The organism is Paenibacillus alba (assembly GCF_013204855.1).
Taxonomy (GTDB): Bacteria; Bacillota; Bacilli; order Paenibacillales; family NBRC-103111; genus Paenibacillus_E; species Paenibacillus_E alba.
In genome coordinates this window covers 69,019-94,357 of sequence record NZ_JABMKZ010000025.1, presented here as the reverse complement: position 1 = coordinate 94,357, position 25,339 = coordinate 69,019, and the positions used below count along the sequence as shown (strand labels likewise).

Annotated in this window: 22 protein-coding genes; 21 read left to right on the top strand and 1 reads right to left on the bottom strand. The window is 47.6% G+C overall.

Features of this window, described 5'->3' with window-relative positions:
* The first annotated feature begins 23 nt into the window (after window positions 1-23).
* The 5 genes from tig to HQN90_RS25650 all read left to right on the top strand — a co-directional run bounded on the left by tig (window position 24) and on the right by HQN90_RS25650 (window position 5,661).
* Entirely contained in the window at window positions 24-1,325 is a 1,302-nt protein-coding gene (tig, locus tag HQN90_RS25670; protein WP_173224014.1) for a trigger factor, read from the top strand.
* Window positions 1,326-1,523: 198 nt separating this feature from the next.
* On the top strand, window positions 1,524-2,114 hold the full coding sequence (gene clpP, locus HQN90_RS25665) for an ATP-dependent Clp endopeptidase proteolytic subunit ClpP (RefSeq protein ID WP_079419350.1): 591 nt from the start codon (window positions 1,524-1,526) through the stop codon (window positions 2,112-2,114).
* Window positions 2,115-2,126: 12 nt separating this feature from the next.
* Window positions 2,127-3,395, top strand: a complete 1,269-nt coding sequence (gene clpX, locus HQN90_RS25660) for an ATP-dependent protease ATP-binding subunit ClpX (RefSeq protein WP_079419134.1) — start codon at window positions 2,127-2,129, stop codon at window positions 3,393-3,395.
* Between the two features lie 96 nt (window positions 3,396-3,491).
* Window positions 3,492-4,589 carry a flavodoxin-dependent (E)-4-hydroxy-3-methylbut-2-enyl-diphosphate synthase gene (gene ispG, locus HQN90_RS25655; RefSeq protein WP_173224012.1) on the top strand — a complete coding sequence of 366 codons (1,098 nt, stop codon included), beginning with the start codon at window positions 3,492-3,494 and terminating at the stop codon, window positions 4,587-4,589.
* A gap of 280 nt (window positions 4,590-4,869) precedes the next feature.
* Entirely contained in the window at window positions 4,870-5,661 is a 792-nt protein-coding gene (locus HQN90_RS25650; protein WP_173224068.1) for a divergent polysaccharide deacetylase family protein, read from the top strand.
* Here HQN90_RS25650 and HQN90_RS25645 read toward each other — a convergent pair.
* On the bottom strand, window positions 5,654-6,325 hold the full coding sequence (locus tag HQN90_RS25645; protein ID WP_246362840.1) for an N-acetylmuramoyl-L-alanine amidase family protein: 672 nt from the start codon (window positions 6,323-6,325) through the stop codon (window positions 5,654-5,656). The genes HQN90_RS25650 and HQN90_RS25645 overlap by 8 nt on opposite strands.
* A 179-nt stretch (window positions 6,326-6,504) precedes the next feature.
* Here HQN90_RS25645 and lonB point away from each other — a divergent pair, with 179 nt between their 5' ends.
* The 16 genes from lonB to hemL all read left to right on the top strand — a co-directional run bounded on the left by lonB (window position 6,505) and on the right by hemL (window position 25,330).
* Window positions 6,505-8,223, top strand: coding sequence for an ATP-dependent protease LonB (gene lonB / locus HQN90_RS25640; RefSeq protein ID WP_173224008.1), 1,719 nt, complete (start codon window positions 6,505-6,507; stop codon window positions 8,221-8,223).
* Window positions 8,224-8,374: 151 nt separating this feature from the next.
* Window positions 8,375-10,720, top strand: a complete 2,346-nt coding sequence (gene lon / locus HQN90_RS25635) for an endopeptidase La (RefSeq protein ID WP_173224006.1) — start codon at window positions 8,375-8,377, stop codon at window positions 10,718-10,720.
* Window positions 10,721-10,743: 23 nt separating this feature from the next.
* Entirely contained in the window at window positions 10,744-11,388 is a 645-nt protein-coding gene (gene yihA / locus HQN90_RS25630; RefSeq protein ID WP_173224004.1) for a ribosome biogenesis GTP-binding protein YihA/YsxC, read from the top strand.
* Window positions 11,389-11,632: 244 nt separating this feature from the next.
* Window positions 11,633-12,220 carry a non-ribosomal peptide synthetase module gene (locus tag HQN90_RS25625; RefSeq protein ID WP_079419346.1) on the top strand — a complete coding sequence of 196 codons (588 nt, stop codon included), beginning with the start codon at window positions 11,633-11,635 and terminating at the stop codon, window positions 12,218-12,220.
* Between the two features lie 307 nt (window positions 12,221-12,527).
* The gene (gene speD, locus HQN90_RS25620; protein WP_079419122.1) at window positions 12,528-12,935 is read left to right on the top strand and encodes an adenosylmethionine decarboxylase; all 408 of its coding nucleotides are present in this window, start codon (window positions 12,528-12,530) and stop codon (window positions 12,933-12,935) included.
* A gap of 118 nt (window positions 12,936-13,053) precedes the next feature.
* Complete coding sequence (locus HQN90_RS25615) at window positions 13,054-13,590, top strand: S-adenosylmethionine decarboxylase (protein ID WP_173224002.1); 537 nt, start codon at window positions 13,054-13,056, stop codon at window positions 13,588-13,590.
* A gap of 158 nt (window positions 13,591-13,748) precedes the next feature.
* On the top strand, window positions 13,749-15,152 hold the full coding sequence (hemA, locus tag HQN90_RS25610; protein ID WP_173224000.1) for a glutamyl-tRNA reductase: 1,404 nt from the start codon (window positions 13,749-13,751) through the stop codon (window positions 15,150-15,152).
* A gap of 33 nt (window positions 15,153-15,185) precedes the next feature.
* Window positions 15,186-16,016: a cytochrome C assembly family protein gene (locus tag HQN90_RS25605; RefSeq protein ID WP_173223998.1), complete on the top strand. Its 831-nt coding sequence runs from the start codon at window positions 15,186-15,188 to the stop codon at window positions 16,014-16,016.
* Window positions 16,017-16,020: 4 nt separating this feature from the next.
* Window positions 16,021-16,755, top strand: a complete 735-nt coding sequence (locus tag HQN90_RS25600; protein WP_173223989.1) for a precorrin-2 dehydrogenase/sirohydrochlorin ferrochelatase family protein — start codon at window positions 16,021-16,023, stop codon at window positions 16,753-16,755.
* A 24-nt stretch (window positions 16,756-16,779) separates the two neighbouring features.
* Window positions 16,780-17,727 (top strand): hydroxymethylbilane synthase, encoded by a 948-nt coding sequence (hemC, locus tag HQN90_RS25595; protein ID WP_173223987.1) that lies wholly within the window; start codon window positions 16,780-16,782, stop codon window positions 17,725-17,727.
* A gap of 5 nt (window positions 17,728-17,732) precedes the next feature.
* The gene (gene cobA, locus HQN90_RS25590) at window positions 17,733-19,262 is read left to right on the top strand and encodes a uroporphyrinogen-III C-methyltransferase (RefSeq protein WP_173223985.1); all 1,530 of its coding nucleotides are present in this window, start codon (window positions 17,733-17,735) and stop codon (window positions 19,260-19,262) included.
* Window positions 19,263-19,282: 20 nt separating this feature from the next.
* A complete protein-coding gene (hemB, locus tag HQN90_RS25585; RefSeq protein ID WP_173223983.1) occupies window positions 19,283-20,278 on the top strand; it encodes a porphobilinogen synthase in 996 nt (331 codons plus the stop codon).
* 213 nt (window positions 20,279-20,491) lie between these two features.
* Complete coding sequence (hemE, locus tag HQN90_RS25580; RefSeq protein ID WP_173223981.1) at window positions 20,492-21,556, top strand: uroporphyrinogen decarboxylase; 1,065 nt, start codon at window positions 20,492-20,494, stop codon at window positions 21,554-21,556.
* Window position 21,557: 1 nt separating this feature from the next.
* Entirely contained in the window at window positions 21,558-22,499 is a 942-nt protein-coding gene (gene hemH / locus HQN90_RS25575) for a ferrochelatase (protein ID WP_173223979.1), read from the top strand.
* Entirely contained in the window at window positions 22,496-23,950 is a 1,455-nt protein-coding gene (gene hemG / locus HQN90_RS25570; protein WP_173223977.1) for a protoporphyrinogen oxidase, read from the top strand. Before hemH ends, hemG begins: the two co-directional genes overlap by 4 nt.
* Before the next feature lie 81 nt (window positions 23,951-24,031).
* Window positions 24,032-25,330 (top strand): glutamate-1-semialdehyde 2,1-aminomutase, encoded by a 1,299-nt coding sequence (hemL, locus tag HQN90_RS25565; RefSeq protein ID WP_173223975.1) that lies wholly within the window; start codon window positions 24,032-24,034, stop codon window positions 25,328-25,330.
* Window positions 25,331-25,339: the final 9 nt, after the last annotated feature.

The following is a 25,339-nucleotide window of genomic DNA, read 5'->3' as shown; positions in this document are numbered from 1 at the left end:
ATTTTTGGAGGGGAAAGCATAAAATGAAAGCAAGTTGGGAAAAAATAGAGAAGAACGTAGGCGTTCTTGAAGTGGAAGTTGGCGCAGAGCGCGTCGCAGATGCTTTGGATAAAGCATTTAAAAAGGTATCAGCGAAAGTAAATGTTCCAGGATTCCGTAAAGGGAAAGTTCCTCGTTCTATCTTTGAAGCTAAATTCGGTGTTGAAAGCTTATATCAAGATGCTTTAGATATCATTTTGCCTGAAGTCTATGTTGAAGCGATTGAAGAGGTTAAAATCGAGCCTGTTGATCGTCCAGAAGTAGACGTTGAGCAATTCGGTAAAGGCCAAATCCTGAAGTTCAAAGCTAAAGTAACCGTTAAGCCTGAAGTTACGCTTGGCGATTACAAAGGCATTGAAGTTGAAGCGGTTAGTGCAACAGTAACAGAAGAAGAACTGAACGAAGAGCTTGCACGCTTGCAACAACGTCACGCTGAATTGGTTGTTCTTGAAGAAGGACAAGCAGCTAACGGCGACGTCGTTGTCCTTGATTTCGAAGGATTCGTTGATGGTGAAGCATTCGAAGGCGGCAAAGCGGAGAAGTATTCCCTTGAGCTTGGATCGAACTCCTTCATCCCAGGATTCGAAGAGCAGCTAGTTGGTCTTGGCAAAGGTGAAGAAAAGGAAGTTAACGTTAGCTTCCCAGAAAACTACCACTCCGAAGACCTTAAAGGTAAAGCAGCTGTGTTTAAAGTGTTGATTCACGACATCAAACGCAAAAACTTGCCAGAGCTTGACGATGAATTCGCGAAAGATGTTAGCGAGTACGATACACTTGTCGAGTACAAAGAAGAATTGCAAAAACGTCTTCAAGAGCGCAAGGAAAAAGATTCAGAGGCTGCTCTTGAAACAGCAGTTGTGGAAAAAGCAGCAGCGAATGCTGATGTTGAAATTCCAGCTTCCATGGTAGAAGCAGAGCTTGATGTTATGGTGAAAGAATTCGAAAGACGTCTTCGTTCCCAAGGCATGACGCTTGAAATTTACTTCCAGTTCTCCGGTCAAAACGAGAGCGTGCTGAAAGATCAAATGAGAGAAGATGCTGAGAAGCGTGTTCGCAACAACCTTGTTCTTGAAGCAATTGCAGCTGCAGAAAAAATCGAAGTTTCCGACGAAGAAGTTGACGCGGAACTTGGCAAATATGCAGATTCCTACCAAAAAACAACTGCTGAACTTCGTGAGCTGTTTGCTTCCAACGGCAGCCTTGAAGGTTTGAGCAACGATCTTGTTATGAGAAAAACGGTAGACTTCTTGCTTGAAAATAGCAAGCATGTTTCCGCAGCAGTATAAATAAGGTTAGTAAAGGCACGTACGTAAGCAACGTGCCTTTCTTTTACCCTATTTTAGCTCCAAACTGCCCAATAACATAAGAAATGCCCACTTACATAGCAGTTCTCTGAAAAAATGACTTTGCCGCTCAAACGTGTTAAACTGTTACTGAATCCCAATTTGGAGAATATGGCTATGGCCGTAAAAGGAGTTGGTACAATGAGTCTTATTCCTATGGTTGTTGAACAAGAGGCTCGTGGGGAACGTTCTTACGATATCTACTCGCGTCTGCTTAAGGACCGCATTATATTCATCGGGACCGCAATTGATGACGATGTGGCTAATTTGGTCATTGCCCAGCTGCTCTTTTTATCCGCACAGGACCCTGATAAGGATATCCACTTATATATCAACTCACCAGGTGGGTCTGTAACGGCAGGTATGGGTATTTTTGATACCATGCAATTCATTAAACCTGATGTATCTACGATTTGCGTAGGTATGGCTGCAAGTATGGGCTCTTTGCTGTTAACAGCAGGTGCCAAAGGCAAGCGATACGCGCTGCCGAATGCAGAAGTTATGATTCACCAACCGCTCGGCGGTGTTAGAGGTCAAGCGACCGATATCAAGATTCACGCGGATTGGATTATCAAGACGAAACAAAAACTCAACCAGATTTATGTGGACCGTACGGGACAGCCGCTTGATAAGATCGAAAGAGACACCGACCGGGATAACTTTATGAGCGCTGATGAAGCGAAGGCATACGGGTTAATCGACGAGGTTATCACTCGAAACGACTTGAAATAAAGGAGTGATCCCATGTTTAAATTTAACGATGAAAAAGGCCAACTCAAATGTTCCTTTTGTGGAAAATCCCAGGATCAAGTTCGCAAACTTGTTGCAGGTCCGGGAGTTTACATTTGTGATGAATGTATAGAGCTTTGCACGGAGATTGTGGAAGAAGAATTAGGTCATGAAGAAGAGCTTGATCTGAAGGATGTTCCGAAACCAAAGGAAATTCGCAACATTTTGGATCAGTATGTCATTGGTCAAGAACAAGCGAAAAAATCGTTGGCTGTAGCGGTTTACAATCACTACAAACGTATCAATTCGCAAAACAAATTGGAAGATGTTGAACTTCAAAAAAGTAACATCGTCCTTCTAGGACCAACAGGTAGCGGTAAAACGTTGCTGGCACAAACACTAGCCAAAATTCTGAACGTACCTTTCGCGATCGCAGATGCCACTTCATTGACAGAAGCGGGATATGTAGGGGAAGACGTTGAGAATATTTTGCTCAAATTGATTCAAGCTGCTGATTATGATGTAGAGAAAGCTGAGCGCGGCATTATCTACATTGATGAGATTGATAAAGTTGCACGCAAATCCGAGAACCCATCGATCACAAGAGATGTTTCTGGTGAAGGCGTACAGCAAGCTTTATTGAAAATTCTTGAAGGTACGGTAGCGTCCGTTCCTCCGCAAGGTGGACGTAAGCATCCGCATCAAGAATTCATTCAAATCGATACGACGAATATTTTGTTTATTTGCGGCGGAGCTTTTGACGGTCTGGAGCAAATTATCAAACGTAGAATCGGTAAAAAAGTGATCGGTTTTAGCACTGACGGTGCTAAAGTTGATTTGAAACCAGGCGAGTACTTATCCATGGTACTTCCAGAGGATCTTTTGAGATTCGGATTAATTCCGGAATTCGTAGGTCGTTTGCCAGTTATTTCCACACTAGAGCCGCTAGATGAAGCAGCCCTTGTGCGTATTCTTTCCGAGCCTAAGAATGCGCTTGTGAAACAATACCAGAAGATGCTGGAAATGGATAACGTTTCACTCGAATTCGATGCTGAGGCGTTAGACGCTATTGCCAAAGAAGCGATTAAACGGAATACTGGGGCGCGTGGATTGAGAGCTATCATCGAGAGCATTATGCTTGATGTGATGTTCGAGGTTCCTTCAAGAACGGATGTATCCACTTGTGTGGTGTCCAAGGAAACGGTCCAGAACAAGATTACTCCTGTTTTGACGACCAAAGAGGGCGCTCCTGCCTCAGGTAAGAAAAAAGAGGAAAGTGCGTAACCCATAATTTCATAAACGAACACACAGCCTCCAATCCGATTTCCTTCAAGGAAATTGGAGCGGAGGATGTTTGGTGTCATGGGGAGAGAAACCATAATGTTCCATAGAAGAGATACACGTGCCGTCCGAGTGGGCGATTTGACCATCGGTGGCAGCAATGAAGTCATCATGCAAAGCATGTGCACAACGAAGACGGCGGATGTGAAAGCAACCGTTGCCGAAATTCTTCGCTTGGAAGAGGCAGGCTGTCAACTCGTTCGTGTCACGGTTAACAATAAGGAAGCAGCAGAGGCAATTAAAGAGATCAAGAAGCAAATTCATATTCCGCTCGTTTCTGATATTCATTTTGACTATCGGTTGGCGCTTGCTGCCATTGAGAATGGGATTGACAAAGTACGGATTAATCCAGGCAATATCGGTCGCCGCGAGAAAGTGGAAGCGGTCGTTAAGGCTTGTAAGGAACGTGGAATTCCGATTCGGATCGGCGTAAATGCGGGCTCCTTGGAGAATCATCTCCTTGAGAAGTATGGATACCCAACCCCGGAAGCCATGGTAGAGAGTGCTTTGTTTCACATCAATATTCTGGAAGAGCTTGATTTCCATGATATTATCGTGTCCCTCAAAGCTTCTGATGTGCCAATGGCTATAGCGGCTTATTCGCAAGCTGCCCAAGCCTTTAATTACCCTCTTCACCTCGGAATTACAGAGGCTGGCACCTTATTTACAGGAGCTGTAAAAAGTGCGGCAGGGATTGGTACGCTTCTCAACATGGGAATCGGGAACACGCTTCGCATTTCGCTTAGCGCAGACCCGGTTGAAGAGATTAAGGTTGCTCGTGAGCTGCTCAAAACATTTGGATTAATTACGAATGCGGCAACGCTCGTATCCTGTCCGACCTGCGGTCGTTTGGATATTGATCTATTCTCGATTGCTAACGAGGTTGAAGAGTACATCTCCAAAATCAAGGTGCCAATCAAGGTATCTGTGTTGGGCTGTGCCGTTAACGGTCCAGGTGAAGCGCGTGAAGCGGATATCGGGATCGCAGGTGCTCGCGGCGAAGGCATGTTGTTCCGTTACGGAGAAATGATTCGTAAAGTGCCAGAAGCAGAACTGCTCGCTGAACTCAAAAAAGAAATTGATATCATTGTTGATTCATATGAAAAGACAGGTGTCATTCCTGGCCGCAAACACTAATCGCCATCATGACAAGGCGAGATCAGACCATCAGGGTAAATCCTGATGGTCTTTGTGTTTTTGTCTCCGAGAACTGACTTTCTGAGATAAGGAACTAATACTCAAACAGGAACCCGCAGGATACTAACTTGCGTAGGTTCCTTTTGCTTTTTATAGACCTGAGAGCGCATATTTGTGGGCCAAGAGAAGCATAATGAGTGAAACTGGAAAGCTTGCTCAATTTACTTAAGTTTTACTAATGAGGAGAATGACTATGAATGTGAAAAGCAAATATGCTTCTATGCGAGTAATTACTTTGGCGAGTGTCATTGGCGTTGGCCTGCTTTTGCTGCCTATACAAACAGGGGCATCTGATGGGATGAAGCCGGCTAAGCCCGCTGCCGAAATGACCATGAAGAAGGTTGCCATCGTCATTGATGATTTTGGCAACAATATGGAGGGAACCAAGGAGATGATGGATCTCCCTATCCCTTTTACCGTCGCTGTTATGCCATTTCTGCCATCAAGCAAACAAGATGCGCAGTTGGCCCACGATAAGGGCCATGAGGTCATCCTGCACCTGCCTATGGAGCCAGTGAGGGGCAAGAAGAGTTGGCTGGGACCGGGAGCCATTACAACGGATCTGAGCGACGAAGAGGTTCACAAGCGGATTGTAGCAGCCATTGAAGATATTCCTTATGTGATAGGAATCAATAATCATATGGGTTCTAAGGTGACGGCTGATGAAAGAATCATGAAAATTCTCGTTGATATTTGCAAAGAAAGGAATCTCATGCTTTTGGACAGCCGCACAACGCCCAAAAGTGTCATCGGGAAGCTGGCAGGACCGCAAGGAGTCCCTTTCTCCGAGAATCAGCTGTTCTTTGATGATTTATATACGTACAGCCATATCAGCAAACAAATGACCAGGCTCAAAAAGCTGATTCATGAGAGAGATACGGTTATTGCTATCGGTCATGTCGGGCCGCCGGGCAAAAAAACCGCGCAAGTGATTAAAGAGGCAATCCCGTCCATTCAAAAGGAAGCCACCTTTGTTTCGATATCGCAAACAATGAAACGCAGCACTAATTAGGCTTAGGCTGTGTCATGGCAAAATATCGTTCCACGGCCTGCGTGATCGCCTCGGCAAGCTTTGCTTGATGATGTGCGGATGTCAGCAGCTTGCGATCCGTTTTGTTGGAGAGGAAGCCAAGCTCAACAATGACCGTGGGACATTTTGTGTTTTTAAGGACGTAGTACTTCTTGCCGAGAATAGGCAATTCTTCCATCCCATACACACGGTTGAGCGATTCTTGCAAGAGCTGAGCAATGAGAATACTTTCGGATTGATTCTGATAAATGACGATTGGGCCTCGGCTAGTGGGCTTTCTAGACCAATTGATATGAAGGCTCAACATCATTTTGGGCTTGACTGTGTTGGCGATGCCGGAGCGTTGAGCTAGATCTTTGCGATGTCTGCCGCCGTATGACCATTTGTTGTCTTCGCTTAATGCGTAGTCCTTGGTTCGGTTGATGACGACACGATAACCTTTTTTCGTAAGAAGCTTATATGTTTTTTTTGAAATTGCTAAGTTCAGGTCTTTCTCTTCATATTTACCAACTAATGTTCCACTGTCAATCCCGCCATGCCCTACGTCAATGAGAACGTCAGCGCTTGGCATTAGCGGATCGCTCGCAGAAGCGTATGCCTCTAGGTTTGCCGTACAAAGGCAAAGGGAAAGTAGAATAAGCAACATTTGCTTCAAGACGCCACATCCTTTTGCGTGAATATCTACTCTTATCCTTCTTCCGCAAGGGGGGGATCATACATCCTGCAAAAGTTTGCATGGATTGGATTAACCTTCTTTTACACGGGAATAATGGATGTTATCGTAGAACCGTTTTGTCGAAGCAAATCTCTAAGGAGGGTAAAAAAATGAGTTTAAGTATCATTCTAATGGTAATCCAAGTGTTTTTTGCTGTTGTTATCGGGTTGTATTTCTGGAATTTGCTGCGCAATCAACAGACGAACCGTTCTGCTGTCGATAGAGAATCCAGAAAAGAATTGGAGAAGCTGAGAAAGCTGAGATCCATTTCCTTAACGAAGCCTTTATCGGAAAAAACAAGACCTTCCTCGATGCAGGATATCGTTGGGCAGGTTGAAGGACTGAAAGCCCTGAAAGCTGCCTTGTGCGGTCCGAATCCGCAGCATGTGATCATTTATGGCCCTCCAGGTGTAGGGAAAACCGCTGCGGCCCGTGTCGTCTTGGAAGAGGCGAAGAGAAATCAGGAATCGCCTTTCCGGCCGGATTCGAAATTCACTGAAATTGATGCAACAACGGCCCGATTTGATGAAAGAGGTATCGCTGATCCATTGATCGGTTCTGTTCATGATCCTATTTATCAGGGAGCAGGCGCGATGGGTGTCGCTGGAATTCCCCAGCCTAAACCGGGAGCTGTGACGAAAGCGCATGGCGGTATTTTGTTTATCGATGAGATCGGTGAATTGCATCCCACCCAAATGAACAAATTATTAAAAGTGCTGGAGGATCGCAAAGTCTTTCTCGAGAGTGCGTACTATAGCTCCGAAGATACGAATATTCCAGGCTATATTCACGATATATTTCAGAATGGACTTCCTGCGGACTTCCGTTTGGTCGGGGCTACGACTCGCACGCCTAGCGAGATTCCTCCTGCCATTCGTTCGCGTTGTTTGGAAATCTTTTTCCGTCCGCTTCTTCCTAACGAGGTGGGTGAAATTGCGCGGAAGGCGCTCGACAAGATTGGATTTAAGAAATGTGAGGCAGCCATTCAAGTTGTCATGAAATATGCAACCAATGGCCGTGAAGCTGTGAATGTCATTCAACTGGCCGCGGGAATTGCTTTGACGGATAAGCGGGATGAGATTACAGCGGCAGACATTGAATGGGTTGTTAATTCATCGCAAATTCCGCCAAGACCCGAGCGCAAAGTTCCTGCCCAGCCTCAAATTGGATTCGTGAACGGGTTAGCGGTGTATGGCCCCAATTTGGGTACCCTGCTTGAGATTGAAGTAACAGCCATTCCTGTTGCTGCAGCGGGAACAGGCAAGTTCAACATTACCGGTGTTGTGGATGAAGAGGAAATGGGGGGAGGCTCGCGTACTATCCGCCGGAAAAGTATGGCCCGAGGGTCAGTGGAGAACGTGTTGACCGTCCTTCGCAAGCTTGGATTCAACACATCGGATTATGATCTGCATATTAATTTCCCTGGCGGCGTGCCGATCGACGGTCCATCTGCCGGTATTTCGATGGCAACGGCGATTGCGTCTGCGCTACATAAAATTCCTGTCGATAATAAACTGGCGATGACGGGAGAAATGAGCATCCACGGAAAGGTGAAACCGGTTGGCGGTGTTGTAGCTAAGGTGGAAGCAGCTTTCCAAGCCGGTGCAACGAAAGTCATCATTCCCAAGGAAAACTGGCAGGAGCTATTCACCGATTTGCCTGGTGTAGAGGTTATTGCGGCGGACTCCATTGAAGAAGTGCTGAGTGTTGCGCTTGGCATTGAGCTTCATGACAACGTCATACCGCTGCCTTTCGCAACGGAGAGAGGCGTTTCCGCTGCATCGCTGCCGATCTTGCATGCTAATTCCCAGCATACGATTGATTCTTAAAGAGGATATTCGAAATACCTTACACCATGCGTCAGGTGCTGATTGGTATTTTGTTTGCAGTTTTGTTAAAATGTAAAGGGCAACAAAGGGATACAAAAATGAGAGACTTTGATCTTGGAATCAAAGATCCATATATATGGAGGTGCAGAGGATGGGACCCGGAAAAATCAAGGTGCGCAGATTGCCGCTATTGCCTCTAAGGGGACTGCTGGTTTACCCGAGCATGGTGCTACATCTGGATGTAGGGCGGGAAAAATCGGTTAAAGCACTCGAGCGGGCAATGGTGGATGACAGCATGATTCTCCTCTGCTCTCAATCTGAGATCAACATCGAAGAACCTTCCAAAGAGGATATTTATCGCATCGGAACCATTGCCAAGGTGCGACAGATGCTGAAGCTGCCAAATGGAACAATCCGTGTGTTAGTGGAAGGCGTGTTGCGTGCTGAGATTGTAGAGTACCTTGCGAATGATGAATATTACGAAGTCACAGCCAAAGAGTTGCCAGAGCAGGAGATCACAGATCCAGAGATCGATGCGCTCATGCGAACGGTGCTGAACCAATTCGAGAATTACATTAATTTATCGAAAAAGGTTACACCGGAAACGCTGGCCGCGGTTTCAGATATTGATGAACCAGGGCGTTTAGCCGATGTTATATGCAGTCATTTATCGCTCAAAATTAAAGATAAGCAAGACATTTTGGAGACGGTCGATGTGCGAGAGCGTCTCGAGAAAATGCTCAATATCTTGAATAATGAGCGAGAAGTGCTGGAATTGGAACGCAAGATCAGTCAGCGTGTGAAGAAGCAAATGGAGAAAACTCAGAAGGAGTACTACCTTCGTGAGCAAATGAAAGCCATCCAGAAGGAGCTTGGCGATAAGGAAGGCCGGGCTGGCGAAGTCGATGAGCTTCGCAGCCAGTTGGCCGAAGCTAATCTGCCGGATAAGGTTCGCGAGAAGGTTGAGAAAGAAATCGACCGTCTCGAGAAAATGCCTGCGACTTCTGCGGAAGGCGGCGTTATTCGCAACTATATCGATTGGCTGCTGGCCCTTCCTTGGAGCAAGCAAACGGACGATGATTTGGATCTGATCAAAGCGGAAGAAATTTTGAACGAGGATCATTTCGGCCTTGAGAAGCCCAAAGAGCGCGTGCTGGAATATTTGGCGGTTCAGAAGCTAGTCAAAAAGCTGAAGGGGCCAATCCTTTGTCTGGTGGGGCCTCCGGGGGTTGGGAAAACCTCCATTGCCCGCTCTATCGCAAGATCCATGGGCCGGCAATTTATCCGAATCTCGCTTGGCGGAGTCAGAGATGAAGCCGAGATTCGCGGCCATCGCCGCACGTATGTGGGAGCGATGCCTGGGCGGATCATCCAAGGAATGAAAAATGCAGGAGCCAACAATCCGGTATTTTTGCTGGATGAGATCGATAAAATGGCCATGGATTTCCGCGGCGATCCGGCATCGGCCTTGTTGGAAGTTCTTGATCCCGAGCAGAACAGCACTTTTAGTGATCATTTCATTGAAGTTCCATTTGACTTATCCAATGTGATGTTCGTGACGACGGCGAATGCTGTGCACAACATTCCACGCCCTCTTTTAGATCGGATGGAGGTTCTCTATATTCCCGGCTACACGGAAATTGAGAAGCTGCAGATTGCGAAGAAGTACCTATTGCCGAAGCAGAAGCGCGACCATGGACTTGAAGAAGAGCAACTGGTTGTGGATGAAGCGGCATTAATGAAAATTGTACGCGAGTATACGCGTGAGGCTGGTGTTCGCAACCTGGAACAACAAGTCGCTGGCGTGAATCGCAAAGCAGCGAAGAAGATCGTATCAGACCCTGCAACACCTGTACATGTTACGGAAGAGAACCTGAAGGACTATCTAGGGCCTATGAAGTTCCGTTACAGCGTCGCGGAGGAGAAAGACCAGATTGGTTCTGTGACGGGTCTTGCTTGGACAGAAGTCGGCGGAGAGACCTTGGTCATCGAGGTTACGGTGATGCCTGGAACAGGCAAATTGACTTTGACAGGCAAACTCGGTGATGTGATGAAGGAATCCGCGCAAGCTGCTTTCAGTTACACTCGCTCACGTTCCGATGTTCTGGGCATAGCGCCTGATTTCCATGAGAAAAACGATATTCATATTCATATCCCGGAAGGCGCCATTCCTAAGGATGGTCCATCGGCTGGTATTACGATGGCTACGGCTTTGATTTCGGCGTTGACGAATATTCCGGTCTCGCGCATAGTGGCGATGACTGGCGAGATTACGCTTCGCGGCCGCGTGCTGCCGATCGGCGGCTTGAAAGAAAAAGCGCTCGCCGCACATCGGGCCGGCATTCGTACGATCCTGCTGCCTCAGGATAATGAGAAGGATATTATCGAAATTCCAGAAAGTGTCCGCGCAGAGATGACCTTCATTCCAGTAAGCCATATGGATCAAGTGCTGGAACATGCGCTTGTCAAGAACAGGCCTCCCGCTCACGTTGGATAACCATAGAAAGTAGCTGAACATTCATGAAAGTCAATCAAGCTGAGTTTATTATCAGCGCGGTTGGACCTAGCCAATATCCAGAGGATGCCTTGCCAGAGATTGCTCTGGCAGGGCGTTCTAATGTCGGGAAATCCTCACTCATTAACTGTTTGATCTCCCGCAAGAATTTGGCTAGAACCAGCTCGCAGCCCGGTAAAACCCAAACGTTAAACTATTATAAAATTAATCAGGACTTATATTTTGTCGATCTTCCCGGTTATGGTTATGCCAAAGTATCCAAAACGAAGCGTGAGCAATGGGGCAAATTCATTGAAAGCTATTTGATGAATCGGGAAACCCTGCGCCTCGTCATGCAATTAGTGGACTTGCGTCACCCTCCTTCCAAAGATGATCAGGCGATGTATGAATGGCTGAGGCATAATGATGTTCCTGTCATTGTCATAGCAACCAAAGCGGACAAGATTCCGAAGAGCAGATGGTCGAAGCACATCAAGATCGTGCGTGAGACACTGGGAATGGATAAAGGCGTCCAGCCTTTGATGTTCTCCTCGGAGCTTGGACTTGGCAAAGACGAGCTATGGGGCATTTTGGAACAAGCTATCGCATATGGCGAGCCCACGGCTGAAGAAGAAGTAATTGAAGTTGCAAACGAAGAACAACCGTCCTGATTCAGAGGGCGGTTTTTTGTGTAAGGAGGAGTATGACGTTAAAAGAGTGAGAAAATCTAGAAGAAGTTCGCGGGATAGTGAGGTTTTCTGGTGAAAATTTGCTGGCATTCCGTATTTCCTTGGTTTTTTCAGAATATTTGGCTGATTATCATGAATTGCACGCAGGAATATTAAGTGCGCATGTAGTATAATAATAAGCAAGGTAAGAGTTAATGGCTTGAAAACAAAGAATCGAGGGATTTTTATGGCACAAAGGTTAGCGACTGAATATGTCAAAACCTGCCTCCAGTTAACAGAAGCCGAGATGTTCAGGTTTTTTCAAATGTTCGTGGATCATCAAGTGACACTGCAAGTGAAAGTTTTGGAAAATGGCAACCAAGAGGTTGTTTTTCAAGATGGAGCAGGTCAAGAAATCATCCTTTCATTTGAAAAGAAATCGGGCCTATATGAATGTACAGGATCCTGCAGATTAAGCAATACTCTAATGGCTAATTTAATGCGCAAAGCGGTTTCTGAGTTTAAAGGGAGCGCCACAGTAAACCGGATTTATCCAAGCTATACGATGGTTTACTATTATGAACGTGGAACAGTCGTCAAGATTGAGGAAGTCAAAGGACAATTAGTAACGGTCATTTATGAGTACAGAGACACAATTGGCCTCATGCAGCAAATGTTCCAGAAGAGAGAAGTTGAGCAAGAGATCGAGATGATTTATGATCAAATCAACCATCTTCTTGATATGCGCAATACGCTGCAAGAGCCTGAAGAACATCAGCAGATTGATACTCGCCTCAATGAACTGACACATCGTTTGTTTATACTGGAGGCTTAACCACACATATACTCTAAAATCTTAAGACCCAGGCTTGGGTCTTTTTTGTTTGGGCGAACCGGAAGTGCCTTTTCAACATACATTAGATGTGGCATCCATTCGAAAGAAGGGCACTGGCAAAAAAAACTATTGCATTTCTCGTCGATAGATGTTATTTTTATTCTCGTTGAAAACAATATAGGAACCAGGATTCACTCAGGACATTGAATGTTGCGAGAGATAATACCCTCGGGAAGTGAATGACGTAGGTCCTAGCGGATGAAATTTTTTTTCAGACATTTTATTCCTAGGAAGGGGGAACCGAAAGATGGAAACAGAATACTCAACTTTCGGAAGACACGTTGCTGTAGATACTTGGGGGGTAGATTTCGAACTTCTGAACAATGCAGATTGGCTGCAAGCTCAGATGGTAGAAGCTGCCGAGGTATGCGGAGCAACCGTACTATCTGTACAATCCAAGCAATTTGAACCACAAGGAGCAACTGTACTTGTTATGTTGTCCGAGAGTCATCTCTCCATTCATACTTATCCTGAGAGAGGTTTTGCCGCGCTTGACTGTTATACTTGCGGTGAGACAGTGGACCCTCAATTAGCAATTGATTTCATGGTATCCGTATTGAAACCAGAAACATTCTATGCGAAGAAACTAGTTCGCGGAATGGGTGAATTGAAAGTAGAAACTCCTGAAATTAAGCAAGCAGAGCTTGTTAAATAAGAGTCTGCACATAACAATAACGATAACCACGGAGAAATCCGTGGTTATTTGTTTGTCCTCCTGCCCATACACTGTTATTGCGACACATGTCTAGGTAACAGGGAAGCGGGGGATTGGTTTGAAACCGAGAACAATCAGGAAAACGGTGATCTACAGCATCGTGCTTTTTCTCATAATTTGGCCTTTGTATCAACTTGTACATACGCTGGGTTCTCCTAAAGAGGAGCACGATGCCACACATCTGTTATATCAAGTATCGTTATTTCAGATGGAGCTTTTGAAGAGCTATGTGGAGGAAGCCGGTCAAAGCAAAACAACAAATGACTTGGAGGCAAGCAAGCAGGCCTTGTATTCGGCTGGGTACACGCATGAACGCCTTGTACTGGCAGCAGGCGGCAATGACTATCTGACTCCGCTCGATAGCATGGTTCAGCTCACACAGTACCTGCAGCGACTTCAGGTGGGCGGGGAGCGGCCGTTCAAGCCGGACGAATTGCAGACGTTGAAGGAAGCAGGACAGAAATACAAGAGCATGTACGAGATTTATGAAAAGCTGATGGCCTCCAATGGGGATATCATTTCCTCGCAAAATACGAAGCTGGCTGAGCTGGATCGTGATCTAACCCAATTTTTACGCAAGAAAATGCTGCAATAAACAGGTTGTTAACCCTGTGAAGGTATATAGGAGACGAATGCTGTGAAAACTAACGAGCAGAAAGAAGCATTCATAAATTATACAAAAAATTTGTCGGAATGCCGGTTTTGCTATGCTATAATGGTTCATAGAAATAGATCGAAAGGCAGGTGGTACCTTTGCATATCATCGCAGTCGGCTTGAATTATCGGACAGCCCCAGTAGAAATTCGAGAGAAATTCGCTTTCTCCGAATCCGATTTACCGAAGGCAATAGCAGAATTGAAAGAAACGAAAAGCATCTTGGAATGTGTAATTGTCGCCACCTGCAATCGTACTGAAATCTATGCTGTCGTGGATCGACCGCAGTTGTGCAGTCACTATTTGACACATTTCATTTCAAGATGGTTCCAAGTGGAAAAGGATCAGTTCCAAAAACATTTATATACGTACGAAAATGAAAAAGCCATCGATCATTTGTTCCGAGTCACAAGCGGGTTGGATTCCATGGTTATCGGCGAGACCCAAATCCTCGGACAGGTCAGAGATGCTTTTTTATCATCTCAGAAAATGAAAGCTACCGGTGCTTATTTCAATACCTTATTTAAGCAATCGGTAACTCTCGCCAAAAAAGCGCATTCCGAAACAGGCATCAGCAATAACCCGGTTTCAGTCAGCTATGCTGCGGTAGAGTTGGGCAAACGGATATTTGGCTCTTACGTGAACAAAACAGTTATGATTATTGGCGCCGGCAAAATGAGCGAGTTAACCGTGAAGCATCTGTATGCGAATGGGGCTAACAAAGTTATCGTTGTCAATCGAACATTTGAACGAGCTGTGGAATTGGCAGAGAAGTTCAATGGCATTCCATGTACTGTGGATAATATGCTGGGACATTTGCCCGAAGTCGATATTATTATCAGCTCAACGGGAGCACCGGGCTATGTGCTGACCAAGAATGACCTGCAATCCCATGTGCAAAAGAGAAAATCACGTCCGCTCTTCATGATGGACATTGCGGTGCCGCGCGATTTGGATCCGCAAATCAGCGATTTGCCAAACGTGTTCCTCTATGACATTGATGATCTGGAGCACATTGTTGACAAGCATTTGCAAGAAAGAAAAAAAGAAGCAGCGAAGATTGAAACGATGATCGAAACAGAAATTGGCGTTTTTGAACAATGGACCAAAACGTTAGGTGTCAGCCCGGTTATCAATGCGCTGCAAGCCAAAGCAAGTTTGATTCATGAAGAGACGATGGACAGCATGCTCAAAAAGCTGCCTGAACTGGACGAACGTGAAATTAAAGTCATTCGCAAATTAACGAAAAGCATCGTTAATCAAGTGCTGCGCGATCCGATTCTCCGCATTAAGGAAATGGCAGGAGAACGTCATGGCGATGAGGCCTTGGAGCTATTTACGAAATTGTTCGCCCTCGAAGAGACACTCGAACAGCAAGAGCAAGCCAATCAGTTAGCAGAAGAGCAAGAAGCTGGGCAAAAAGCGCTGGAAGCCAAGCAGCTGCTGGAAGAGAAGTTGTCCGTGCGTGGCCTGCAAACCGCAGATGTTCTAGCACAATCTTGAGAAAAAAGGCGCTAATCGCCTAGGAGAGGTGCCATGGTCACACGTAGCTGGTTGTTTGATGCGATGATTTACATGTATGCCCTGAGCCTATTGTTTTACTTTTCGGACTTCGCCAATGCGAACCGAAGTGCAAAACGGATGGGGACGGGGCTGCTTTTGTTTGTATGGGTTCTACAAACCGCCTATTTAGCGATTAACTTATATGGGCATTTAACCGAGTGGGCGTTCGCCCGAACCGATGTCCTTTTTATGTTCTCATGGTTGATTGTCACCATTTCATTGTTGATCAATCGCTTTTTCCGAATTGAATTGTTTGTATTTTTTGTCAATGTGCTTGGATTTGCCATTCTGGCCTTGAATGTATTTGGAAATCCGCATGTAACGCCAATTCGTGCCAGCTGGGACATTAACGATGAGCTATTATTTATACATATCACCCTGGCCATTGGCAGTTACGCCGCTTTTTCAATAGCCGCCATTTTCTCAGGCATGTACGTTTTTCTCCATAATATGTTGAAAGCTAAGAAGTTTTCCCAAACGGTCATGAGATTGCCGTCTCTGGAGAAAATTGATCATTATGCCTACTTTTCCGTTATTATCGGAGCCCCATTGCTGCTTATGGCGTTAAGTCTTGGCGTCGTTTGGGTGGTTCTGCAAGGGAATCAGAGCTTGCTGTATGATCCGAAAGTGATTAATTCTTTTTTTGTACTTGCTGCTTATGCGTTTTATTTATTCCAGAGGAAGTCCATGCGTATTTCGGGTTACAAGCTGGCAGCATGGAACCTTGCGGCTTTCCTGATTGTTGTCCTGAATTTCGTCGTTTCGAACTTCTTCTCGGGCTTCCACGACTGGATATGGAGCTGAATCTATGAATCATCCGTATCCGATTATGGTTAATTTGTCCGCTCGTCAGTGTCTCGTAGTCGGCGGCGGTCCTATTGCGGAACGCAAAGTGCATGCTTTGCTGCAAGCAGGGGCTATAGTGACAGTGGTCAGTCCGGAATTCACTGAGGGTCTTGCGGAGTTGGATAACCAACTCAACGTAGTTCTGCTCAGGCAGACGTTCGCTGAAGAGCTGATCAGGGGCGTAGCCTCTGGGAATTCAGGTTATACCTTGGTCGTGGCGGCAACGAATGATGCTGCGGTCAATGCGCAAGTAGGCGAGCTGGCGTCACAAGAAGGGAAGCTGGTCAATGTTGTAGATCAGCCTCGCTTGAGCTCTTTCATCGTGCCTTCCGTCGTTCGCAGAGGCAAGTTGGTGATCGCTGTTTCAACCGGAGGAGCTAGCCCATCGGCAGCGCGGAAAATTGTTCGGGAGTTAGACGAGCTTTATGGCGAGGAATATGAAACCTATTTGGAATTTCTGAGCGACTTGCGCTTGTTTATTCAAAGCAGGGTGCCGGACAAGCAAGCTAGACAACGCATGTTTAAAGACATGCTGGAATGGAATGTGCTGGCCAAAATTCGCGAGGGTACTTTCGCGTCTTGGAAGGAAGCGCTCTATGCGGCATTAGTGAATGATATAGGGTCGAATGGACAAACAGCTGAAGCTCGGATAGACCTAGCGGCTTGGTCAGTAATCAGTAATCAAGATTTCCGATAGAGAGTAACAGGAGGGCGGATAGAGATGAGAACTATCATTGTAGGAACAAGACAAAGCGCACTGGCTCTAACGCAAACAGGACAAGTTGTGGAGCTTTTGAAACAGCTTGCGGCTGAACACGGGATCGCTTGTGAATTCGAGATTAAGAAAATAGTGACCAAAGGCGATCGCATTTTGGATGTGACGTTATCCAAGGTAGGCGGCAAGGGATTGTTCGTGAAGGAAATCGAACAGGCGCTTACAGACGGCGATATTGATATGGCCGTCCACAGCATGAAGGATATGCCCTTCGAGCTTCCCGAAGGGCTGGTGGTTGGAGCGATACCGAAGCGAGAAGATGCGCGCGACGCGCTCATTACTCGCGGGTTTAGCTCCCTGGACGAGCTGCCGCAAGGTGCGCTCGTAGGTACAAGCTCGCTGCGCCGTGCCAGCCAGCTGCAGCACTACCGCCCGGACCTGCGCATCGAGTCGGTCCGCGGAAATATTGATTCGAGGCTGCGCAAGCTCGAAGAAGAGAACTTCGATGCGATTATGCTGGCCGCTGCCGGTTTGCACCGGGTCGGCTGGCAGGATCGCATCAGTGCGTACTTGCCGCCCGAGATCTGCCTCCCTGCCGTAGGGCAGGGGGCGCTGTGCATCGAGTGCCGGGGCGGCGACGCCTTCATACTGGACTTGCTGGGCAAGTTCCAGCATGAGCCTACTGCGCTCGCGGTGCGAGCAGAGCGGGCCTTCCTCGGCAGACTCAATGGAGGCTGCCAGGTGCCGCTCGGCGCCTACGCGAGCGTAAGCGAAGAGAGCAGCGGGTCAGAAGGACCGCTGCTCACGCTGACGGGCATGGTCGGGACGCCGGATGGCGCGACCATGCTGAAGGAATCCGCTTCCGGGCGTGACCCGGAAGCGCTCGGCAAGCTGATCGCGGATAAGCTGATCGCGCAAGGAGCTGAAACGATCCTCGCTGAGGTAAGGGAGTGACCCCTATGGGCAAAGGCAGAGTTTTTCTCGTTGGCGCCGGTCCTGGTGACCCTAAATTGATTTCGATTCGCGGCATGGAAGCTATTCAGAAAGCGGATGTCATCGTCTATGATAGATTGGCGAACCCTCGGCTGCTCAAGCATCGCAGAGAGGACGCTGAGCTGATCTTCGTTGGCAAGCTGCCGGATAAACATATATTAAAACAAGAAGAAATCAATCAATTGCTCGTAGATTTGGCGCTGCAAGGGAAAATCGTCACACGGCTCAAGGGGGGCGATCCCAGTGTCTTCGGAAGGGTTGGCGAAGAAGCTGAACTGCTGGCGGACAACGGGGTGACTTTCGATATTATCCCGGGGATTACTTCCTCGATTGCGGTACCGGCCTATGCGGGCATTCCGGTTACGCATCGTGACTTTACTTCATCTTTTGCCATTATTACGGGGCATGAATACCCGAACAAAACATACTCCAGCTTGGATTGGGAGCATCTCGCCAAAGCGATTGGCACCATGGTTTTCTTGATGGGGGTAGCGAATCTGGAGCAAATTTGCCGCGAATTGATTCGCTGCGGGAAGCCGCCTGAGATGCCTGTTGCCTTAGTTCGCTGGGGCACATGGGCAGATCAAGCGACCATTACGGGAACACTGGCTGACATCACCGAGAAAGTCAGAGAGGCCAATTTCAAATCACCGGCGGTTATTATCGTCGGTGAGGTGGTCAAGCTTCGCGAGAAGCTGGCTTGGGTAGAGAAAAAACCGCTATTTGGACGCCGAGTGCTCGTTACGAGAGCTAGAAGCCAAGCCAGCGAGCTTGTGGATTTGATTGATGATCTGGGTGGCGAAGCCGTCGAGTTCCCTGTCATTCGCTTGCAGTCGCCAAGCCGCCCTGAGGCGCTGGATGCGCTGGATCAAGCGCTGGACAGGCTGCAGCAGTTCGACTGGATTGTTCTGACCAGCGTCAATGGGGTTGAGTATTTCTTCAAGAGACTCCGCGAGAAACGGATAGACATTCGCAAGATGGGGAATGCTCGCATTGCCGCGGTTGGTCCTAAGACCGCAGAAGCGCTTGCAGAGCGAGGCATCTTGGCTGATGTACTTCCAGCCAAGTTTCATGGTGAAGGCATCTTAGAGGCCATTCAACTGGATCTGAAGGCCGGTCAGCACGTTTTGCTGCCAACCGCAGATCTGGCGCGTGATTATTTGCCTGCGAAGCTCAAAGAGCTAGGTCTTCAGGTCACAGAGGTCGATGTGTACGAGAATGTACTGACGGCCGATGATGGCGACGAAATCATTCATCTTTTGCAGAATCAAAGTATTCATATTATTACTTTTACGAGTTCATCGACTGTAACCAATTTAATTGAGGCTTTGCGCAAGCTGGGCGCGGAAGATCCTCTAGCCTTGCTGCAAGGCGTTGAAATCGCCTGTATCGGACCGAAGACGGCCCAAACGGTTAGTCAATTTGGGCTGCCGATTACGTATATGGCTGAAGAGGCGACTGTTGCTTCACTTGTTCAAAGCATAACTGGTCATTAAGAAGGAGGCGGAATTTCATCATGAGTTTTCCAATTGTTCGCAACCGCCGTTTGCGCGGTAACGCTGCTATTCGTAATTTGGTTCGTGAAAATCAAGTGACGGTGAATGACGTTGTACAACCTATTTTTGTCACCCATGGAACGAACGTCAAATCAGAGATTGCTTCTATGCCAGGTGTGTACCATTTTTCATTGGACAGAGTGCATGAAGAAATTGAAGAAATTACGAAGCTGGGCATCCAAGCCATCCTGCTATTCGGTATTCCGGATTTCAAGGATCCAACAGGGACCTCGGCTTTCATGGATGAGGGGATTGTTCAGCAGGCGGCTCGTCGTATTAAAGAATTAAACCCGAATTTGCTAATAATTGCTGATACGTGTTTATGTCAGTTCACAGATACGGGGCATTGCGGTGTGATTCATCATCACCCACTGACTGGAGCTGCCGATGTTGCCAATGACCCTTCGCTGGAGCTCTTGGTACGCACAGCGGTTTCGCAAGCCAAAGCGGGAGCAGACATCATCGCGCCATCGAACATGATGGATGGTTATGTACATGCTATTCGTGCAGGCCTGGATGAAGCAGGCTTCGAAAATACGCCAATTATGGCCTATTCCGTGAAATATGCTTCAGCTTATTATGGGCCTTTCCGAGATGCTGCGGATTCAACGCCGCAATTCGGAGATCGGAAAACATATCAAATGGATCCTGCGAATGGACGCGAAGCGCTGCGGGAAGCTGAAAGCGACGTCGCTGAAGGCGCTGATTTCTTGATGGTGAAGCCAGCTCTAGCTTACATGGATGTTATCCGCATGTTGAAAGACAATTTCGATCTGCCCGTGGTTGCCTACAATGTGAGTGCGGAATACGCCATGGTCAAAGCGGCTGCACAGCAAGGGTGGGTCAATGAAGAGGCGATCGTTATGGAATCGATGGTAAGCTTCAAACGTGCAGGTGCCGATATTATCCTGACGTACTTTGCCAAGGACATTGCCCGTTATTTGTCAAATAAGTAATCCTAGGATTCGAACCATTCACCCCAGAAGGTCTAAGCGAGCAGTTTCTTCAGGAAATTGACAAGCCTGCGGCTTTAGGGGAGGGTGGTTCTTTTGTCATACTTTTGTCGCAAAACGCAAGCTTACCTCAGTTGTGACAGGGGTATAATTAGGGCATAATGAATGAGAATAGATGGAAACCTAAAGTTTCACGGAAAAAGAGGAAGGTGCCTCATGAGCTACAACGACAATTTTATTAAAGCCTGCCGCAAGGAACAGGTGGATACGCTGCCTGTTTGGTATATGCGCCAAGCTGGACGCTATGACCCGGATTATCGCAAAATCAAAGAAAAATATTCACTGCTCGAAATTTGTCAGCAACCGGAGCTTGCTGCTGAAGTAACGATGATGCCCATTAAGAAGCTGGGTGTGGATGCAGCCATTTTATATTCCGACATTATGAATCCTGTTGCCTCACTCGGAATCGATTTTGACATTGTGAAAGATGTAGGTCCCGTCATTCATACTCCGGTTCGCACTGCACAAGATGTGGAGCGGCTTCGTCCGATTGATGTGGAGAAAGATTTATCGCATATTATCCAGACGATTCGTATTTTGGACAAGGAGCTTGAGGTTCCTTTAATCTCATTTGCTGGAGCGCCATTCACGATTGCCAGCTACTTGATAGAAGGCAGACCGTCCAAAAGCTATATCCGTACGAAGCAGCTCATGTACTCGGAACCGGCTGTTTGGTTTGCCCTGATGGATAAGCTTGGGGATATGGTGAGTACCTATTTGCGTGCGCATATCGCTGCCGGCGCCAAAGCCGTTCAAGTATTTGACAGCTGGGTTGGCGCGCTTTCTCCTGCCGATTTTGAAGTGTATGTCTTGCCGACGATGATGCGGATCTTCCAAGAGCTTTCCGATTTAAAAGAGCCTAAGATCTACTTCCCAGGTGTGAGCTCAGGTGAATTGCTTCCTTACCTCAGAGGGATTCAAGCGGATGTTATTGGTTTGGATTGGCGAGTTCCTATTTCGATAGGCCGAGAACGAGTAGGTGAGCAATACGCTGTGCAAGGCAACTTGGATCCCTATATTTTAACAGCCCCAATGTCGGTCATTGAGAAGCAGGCGAAAGCGATTATCGATGAGGGAATTCAGAAGCCGGGTTATATTTTCAACTTGGGTCATGGGTTGTTCCCTGAAGCGTCGCTGGAGAAGTTGAAGGAGCTGACAACGTTCATTCATACGTATTCCCGTTCGGTCTTAACTCAGCAAGCAGAAAAGAGTGGTGTTTAAGATGACAAAACGTCGGATTGGCGTATTAGTGATGTCTTACGGTACGCCGGAAAGCTTAGATCAAGTAGAAGCATACTACACCCATATTAGACGCGGTCACCCGCCAACGCCTGAGCAGCTGCATGAATTAACAGCACGCTATGAGGCTATCGTGGGAGGGTTTTTCCCTTTGCGCGAAAATACGAATAAACAAGTCAAAGGACTTGAGCAAACGCTGCGCAGCGAGCATCCTGAGGTGGAATTTGTGTGCTATCAGGGTCTGAAGCATGCTCAGCCATACGTAGAAGACGGCGTGGAGCAAATGGTGAAGGACGGCATTACGGAAGCCATAGGCGTCGTTCTGGCTCCCCATTATTCAACGATGAGTGTCGGCGGATACGTGAAAAGAGCGAAGGACAAGGCAGATGCGCTTGGTCTAAAAATTGATTTCGTGCTGGACTATCATCTCCATACCAAGCTTGTGGACGCGCTAAGCATACGCGTAAACAATGCGTTGGAGAAATTTACGGATGTAGATCGCAATGAAGTGCGCGTTATTTTCACTGCACACAGCTTGCCGGAGAAAATCCTTGAATTAAAGGATCCTTACCCGGATCAATTGCTGGCTACCTCCAAAGTAATTGCCGAACGCGTAGGTCTCACGAATTGGCAGTTTGGCTGGCAAAGCGCTGGACAAACGGCGATGCCTTGGCTCGGACCAGACATCCTCGATGTCCTGCGCACGATCACGAAAGAAGAAGGCGTGAAGAACGTTCTGCTCTGTCCGATCGGATTTGTGTCGGATCATCTGGAAGTTCTTTACGATATTGATATCGAAGCACAGACTTTGGCCAAAGAGCTGGGGCTGCATTTGGAGCGAACGGAATCTTTGAATACAGATCCCCTTTACATGGAAACATTGAGTGATGTTGTCTATACCAAATGGGAAGAGGCTGCGAAATGAGTACCGACATTCCTCACTACATGATTGTTGGCGGGGGGATCACGGGGCTAAGCGCTGCTTTTTATCTAAAGAAACGATTGGAATCAGAGGGGCGAGCGTTTCGCCTTTCTGTCGTTGAAAAGGGTGCAGCCTTCGGAGGAAAAATTTCGACGATTGAACGAGACGGCTTCGTCATTGAGAAGGGACCGGATTCTTTCCTTGCGCGCAAACGTCCGATTATTGATTTGGCCTATGATCTTGGACTTGAACATGAGCTGACCGGAACGAACCCAGCAGCCAAGAAAACGTATATCGTTCGCCAAGGGAAGCTGCATCGCATGCCGCCCGGCTTAGTGCTGGGTATCCCGACGCAAATGACGCCATTCATGAAAACAGGACTCATTTCTCCAGTCGGCAAGGTAAGAGCTGCAATGGATTTGATGCTGCCAAAGCGTGAGGTGACGTCAGATGAATCGCTTGGACATTTTCTCCAGCGGCGGTTGGGGAAAGAAGTGTTGGAACGCATCGTAGAACCGCTGTTAGCGGGGATTTATGCGGGCGACACGTTTAAACTGAGTCTTAAAGCGACATTTCCCCAATTTCGATCGATGGAACAGAACCATCGAAGCTTAATTCTGGGGATGATAGCGAGTCGGAAACATGTCGCCGAGGAGAGCGCTCATCTGCCTTCAGCCGTGCGTAATTCTGTTTTTGTGACGTTCAAGAAAGGGCTTCAAACGCTTGTGTCAGGTTTAGTGGAAGCGCTGGAATCTATTGATTTACGCAGTGGGGTCGGCGTAGCCAAGCTTAAGCAAAGAGGGCAGCAAACCGAGGTCATTTTCGAGGATGGACACAAGGAGCTTGTTGACGGCGTCATTCTGACAACGCCTACCTATCAAGCTGCTCCTCTATTGGCCGATTTGCCCGCAGCAAGCGAGCTTAAGAAGATTGACTACATTTCTGTTGCCAATGTGATTATGGCCTTTGATCGCAAGGATATCCCTTTTGAGCTTGATGCATCGGGCTTTCTGGTGCCTAGGAGTGAGGGATTGACGATTACCGCCTGCACCCTAACCTCGGCTAAGTGGCTGCATACGGCTCCGGCAGGGAAAGTGGTGCTGCGCTGTTATATCGGCCGTTCCGGCGAGCAATCGTGGCCAAGCTGGTCAGATGAGGAGCTCGTGAGCAAAGCGCGTCATGATCTTCGTGAGCTGCTTGGGTTAACGGCAGAGCCGATCTTTACGGAAGTCACGCGCCTTCTAAACTCGATGCCGCAGTACCCAGTTGGACATTTGGAGCAGGTCGCTCAGTTTCGTGAGGAGCTTGCTGCCTTCATGCCAAATGTGTTTATAACAGGGGCCGGATTCCATGGTGTTGGACTGCCAGACTGTATTCGGCAAGGGAAGGAAGCTGCTTGGCAGCTTGCTGACTTCACGGGGAATGAGCTTAAGAAAGCTGCAGTTGCCCGCTGATCTAACGAAGCTTGGCTAAATCCAGCTTGAATTCAGAAGGCGAGATCGTTAACATAGAACGCTTAACGGGGGTATGAAATTATGGGAAATTCGAGCAGAATCGACACGCGCTCATCGGCAGCTTTTCAAGAAGCCAAGAAGGTGATTCCAGGCGGCGTAAATAGTCCCGTGCGGGCCTTTAAATCGGTCGGCTTAACGCCAATGTTTATGGAAAAAGGATCAGGTTCTCGTGTCACCGATATTGATGGCAATACTTTTATTGACTACGTCGGGTCATGGGGACCATTAATTGTGGGTCATTCCCATCCGGTCGTGCTGGAAGCAATTAAAGCTACAGCGGAGAAGGGGACAAGCTTCGGCGCACCGACGCTTCTGGAAACAGAGATGGCTAAGCTGGTCATTGAACGCGTCCCATCCATTGATATGGTTCGGATGGTGAACTCGGGCACGGAAGCGACGATGAGCGCTCTGCGATTGGCCCGCGGCTATACGAAGCGCGATAAGATTGTGAAATTCGAAGGAAGCTACCACGGACATGCGGATGCCTTATTAATTAAAGCAGGCTCTGGCGTGGCTACGCTGGGTTTGCCTGATTCTCCAGGTGTACCGGCTAGTGTGGCATCTAATACGATAACTGTTCCTTATAATGATTTGGCTTCTGTCCAGCTGGTGTTTGAGAAATTCGGCGAAGAAATTGCCGCTCTGATCGTTGAACCGATTGCCGGGAATATGGGCGTTGTTCCTCCCGCGGCAGGTTTCCTTGAGGGCTTGCGAGCTATTACCCTTAAGTACGGCTCATTGCTCATTTTTGATGAGGTAATGACGGGTTTCCGGGTGCATAAGAATTGTGCGCAGGGCTTATATGGGGTTACACCGGATCTAACTTGTTTGGGCAAAGTCATCGGTGGGGGGCTTCCTGTCGGCGCTTACGGCGGTCGTTTGGACATTATGGAACATATGGCGCCTGCTGGTCCCATTTATCAAGCAGGAACCTTATCAGGCAATCCTCTTGCCATGGCAGCAGGGTACGCGACATTATCCCTGCTTGGAGAACCCCATGTGTATGAGGAGCTGGAACGCAAATCAGCGAAGCTGGAAGCGGGCTTTGCCCGCAATGCCTCGGATCTGGGTGTGGCGAGCACGATCAATCGTGTGGGCTCAATGATTTGCCCATTCTTCACAGAGCAAAAGGTTACGAACTATGAGTCGGCCAAAACGTCGGATCTGGCGAAGTTTAATGCCTATTTTGGCCATTTGCTGGATCTTGGAGTTTCCGTAGCCCCTTCACAATTTGAAGGCATGTTTGTTTCTACGGTCCACTCCGACGAAGATATTGAGGCAACGATCGAAGCGCACCGCACTGCCTTGCAGCGTTTATAAAAGTAAAAG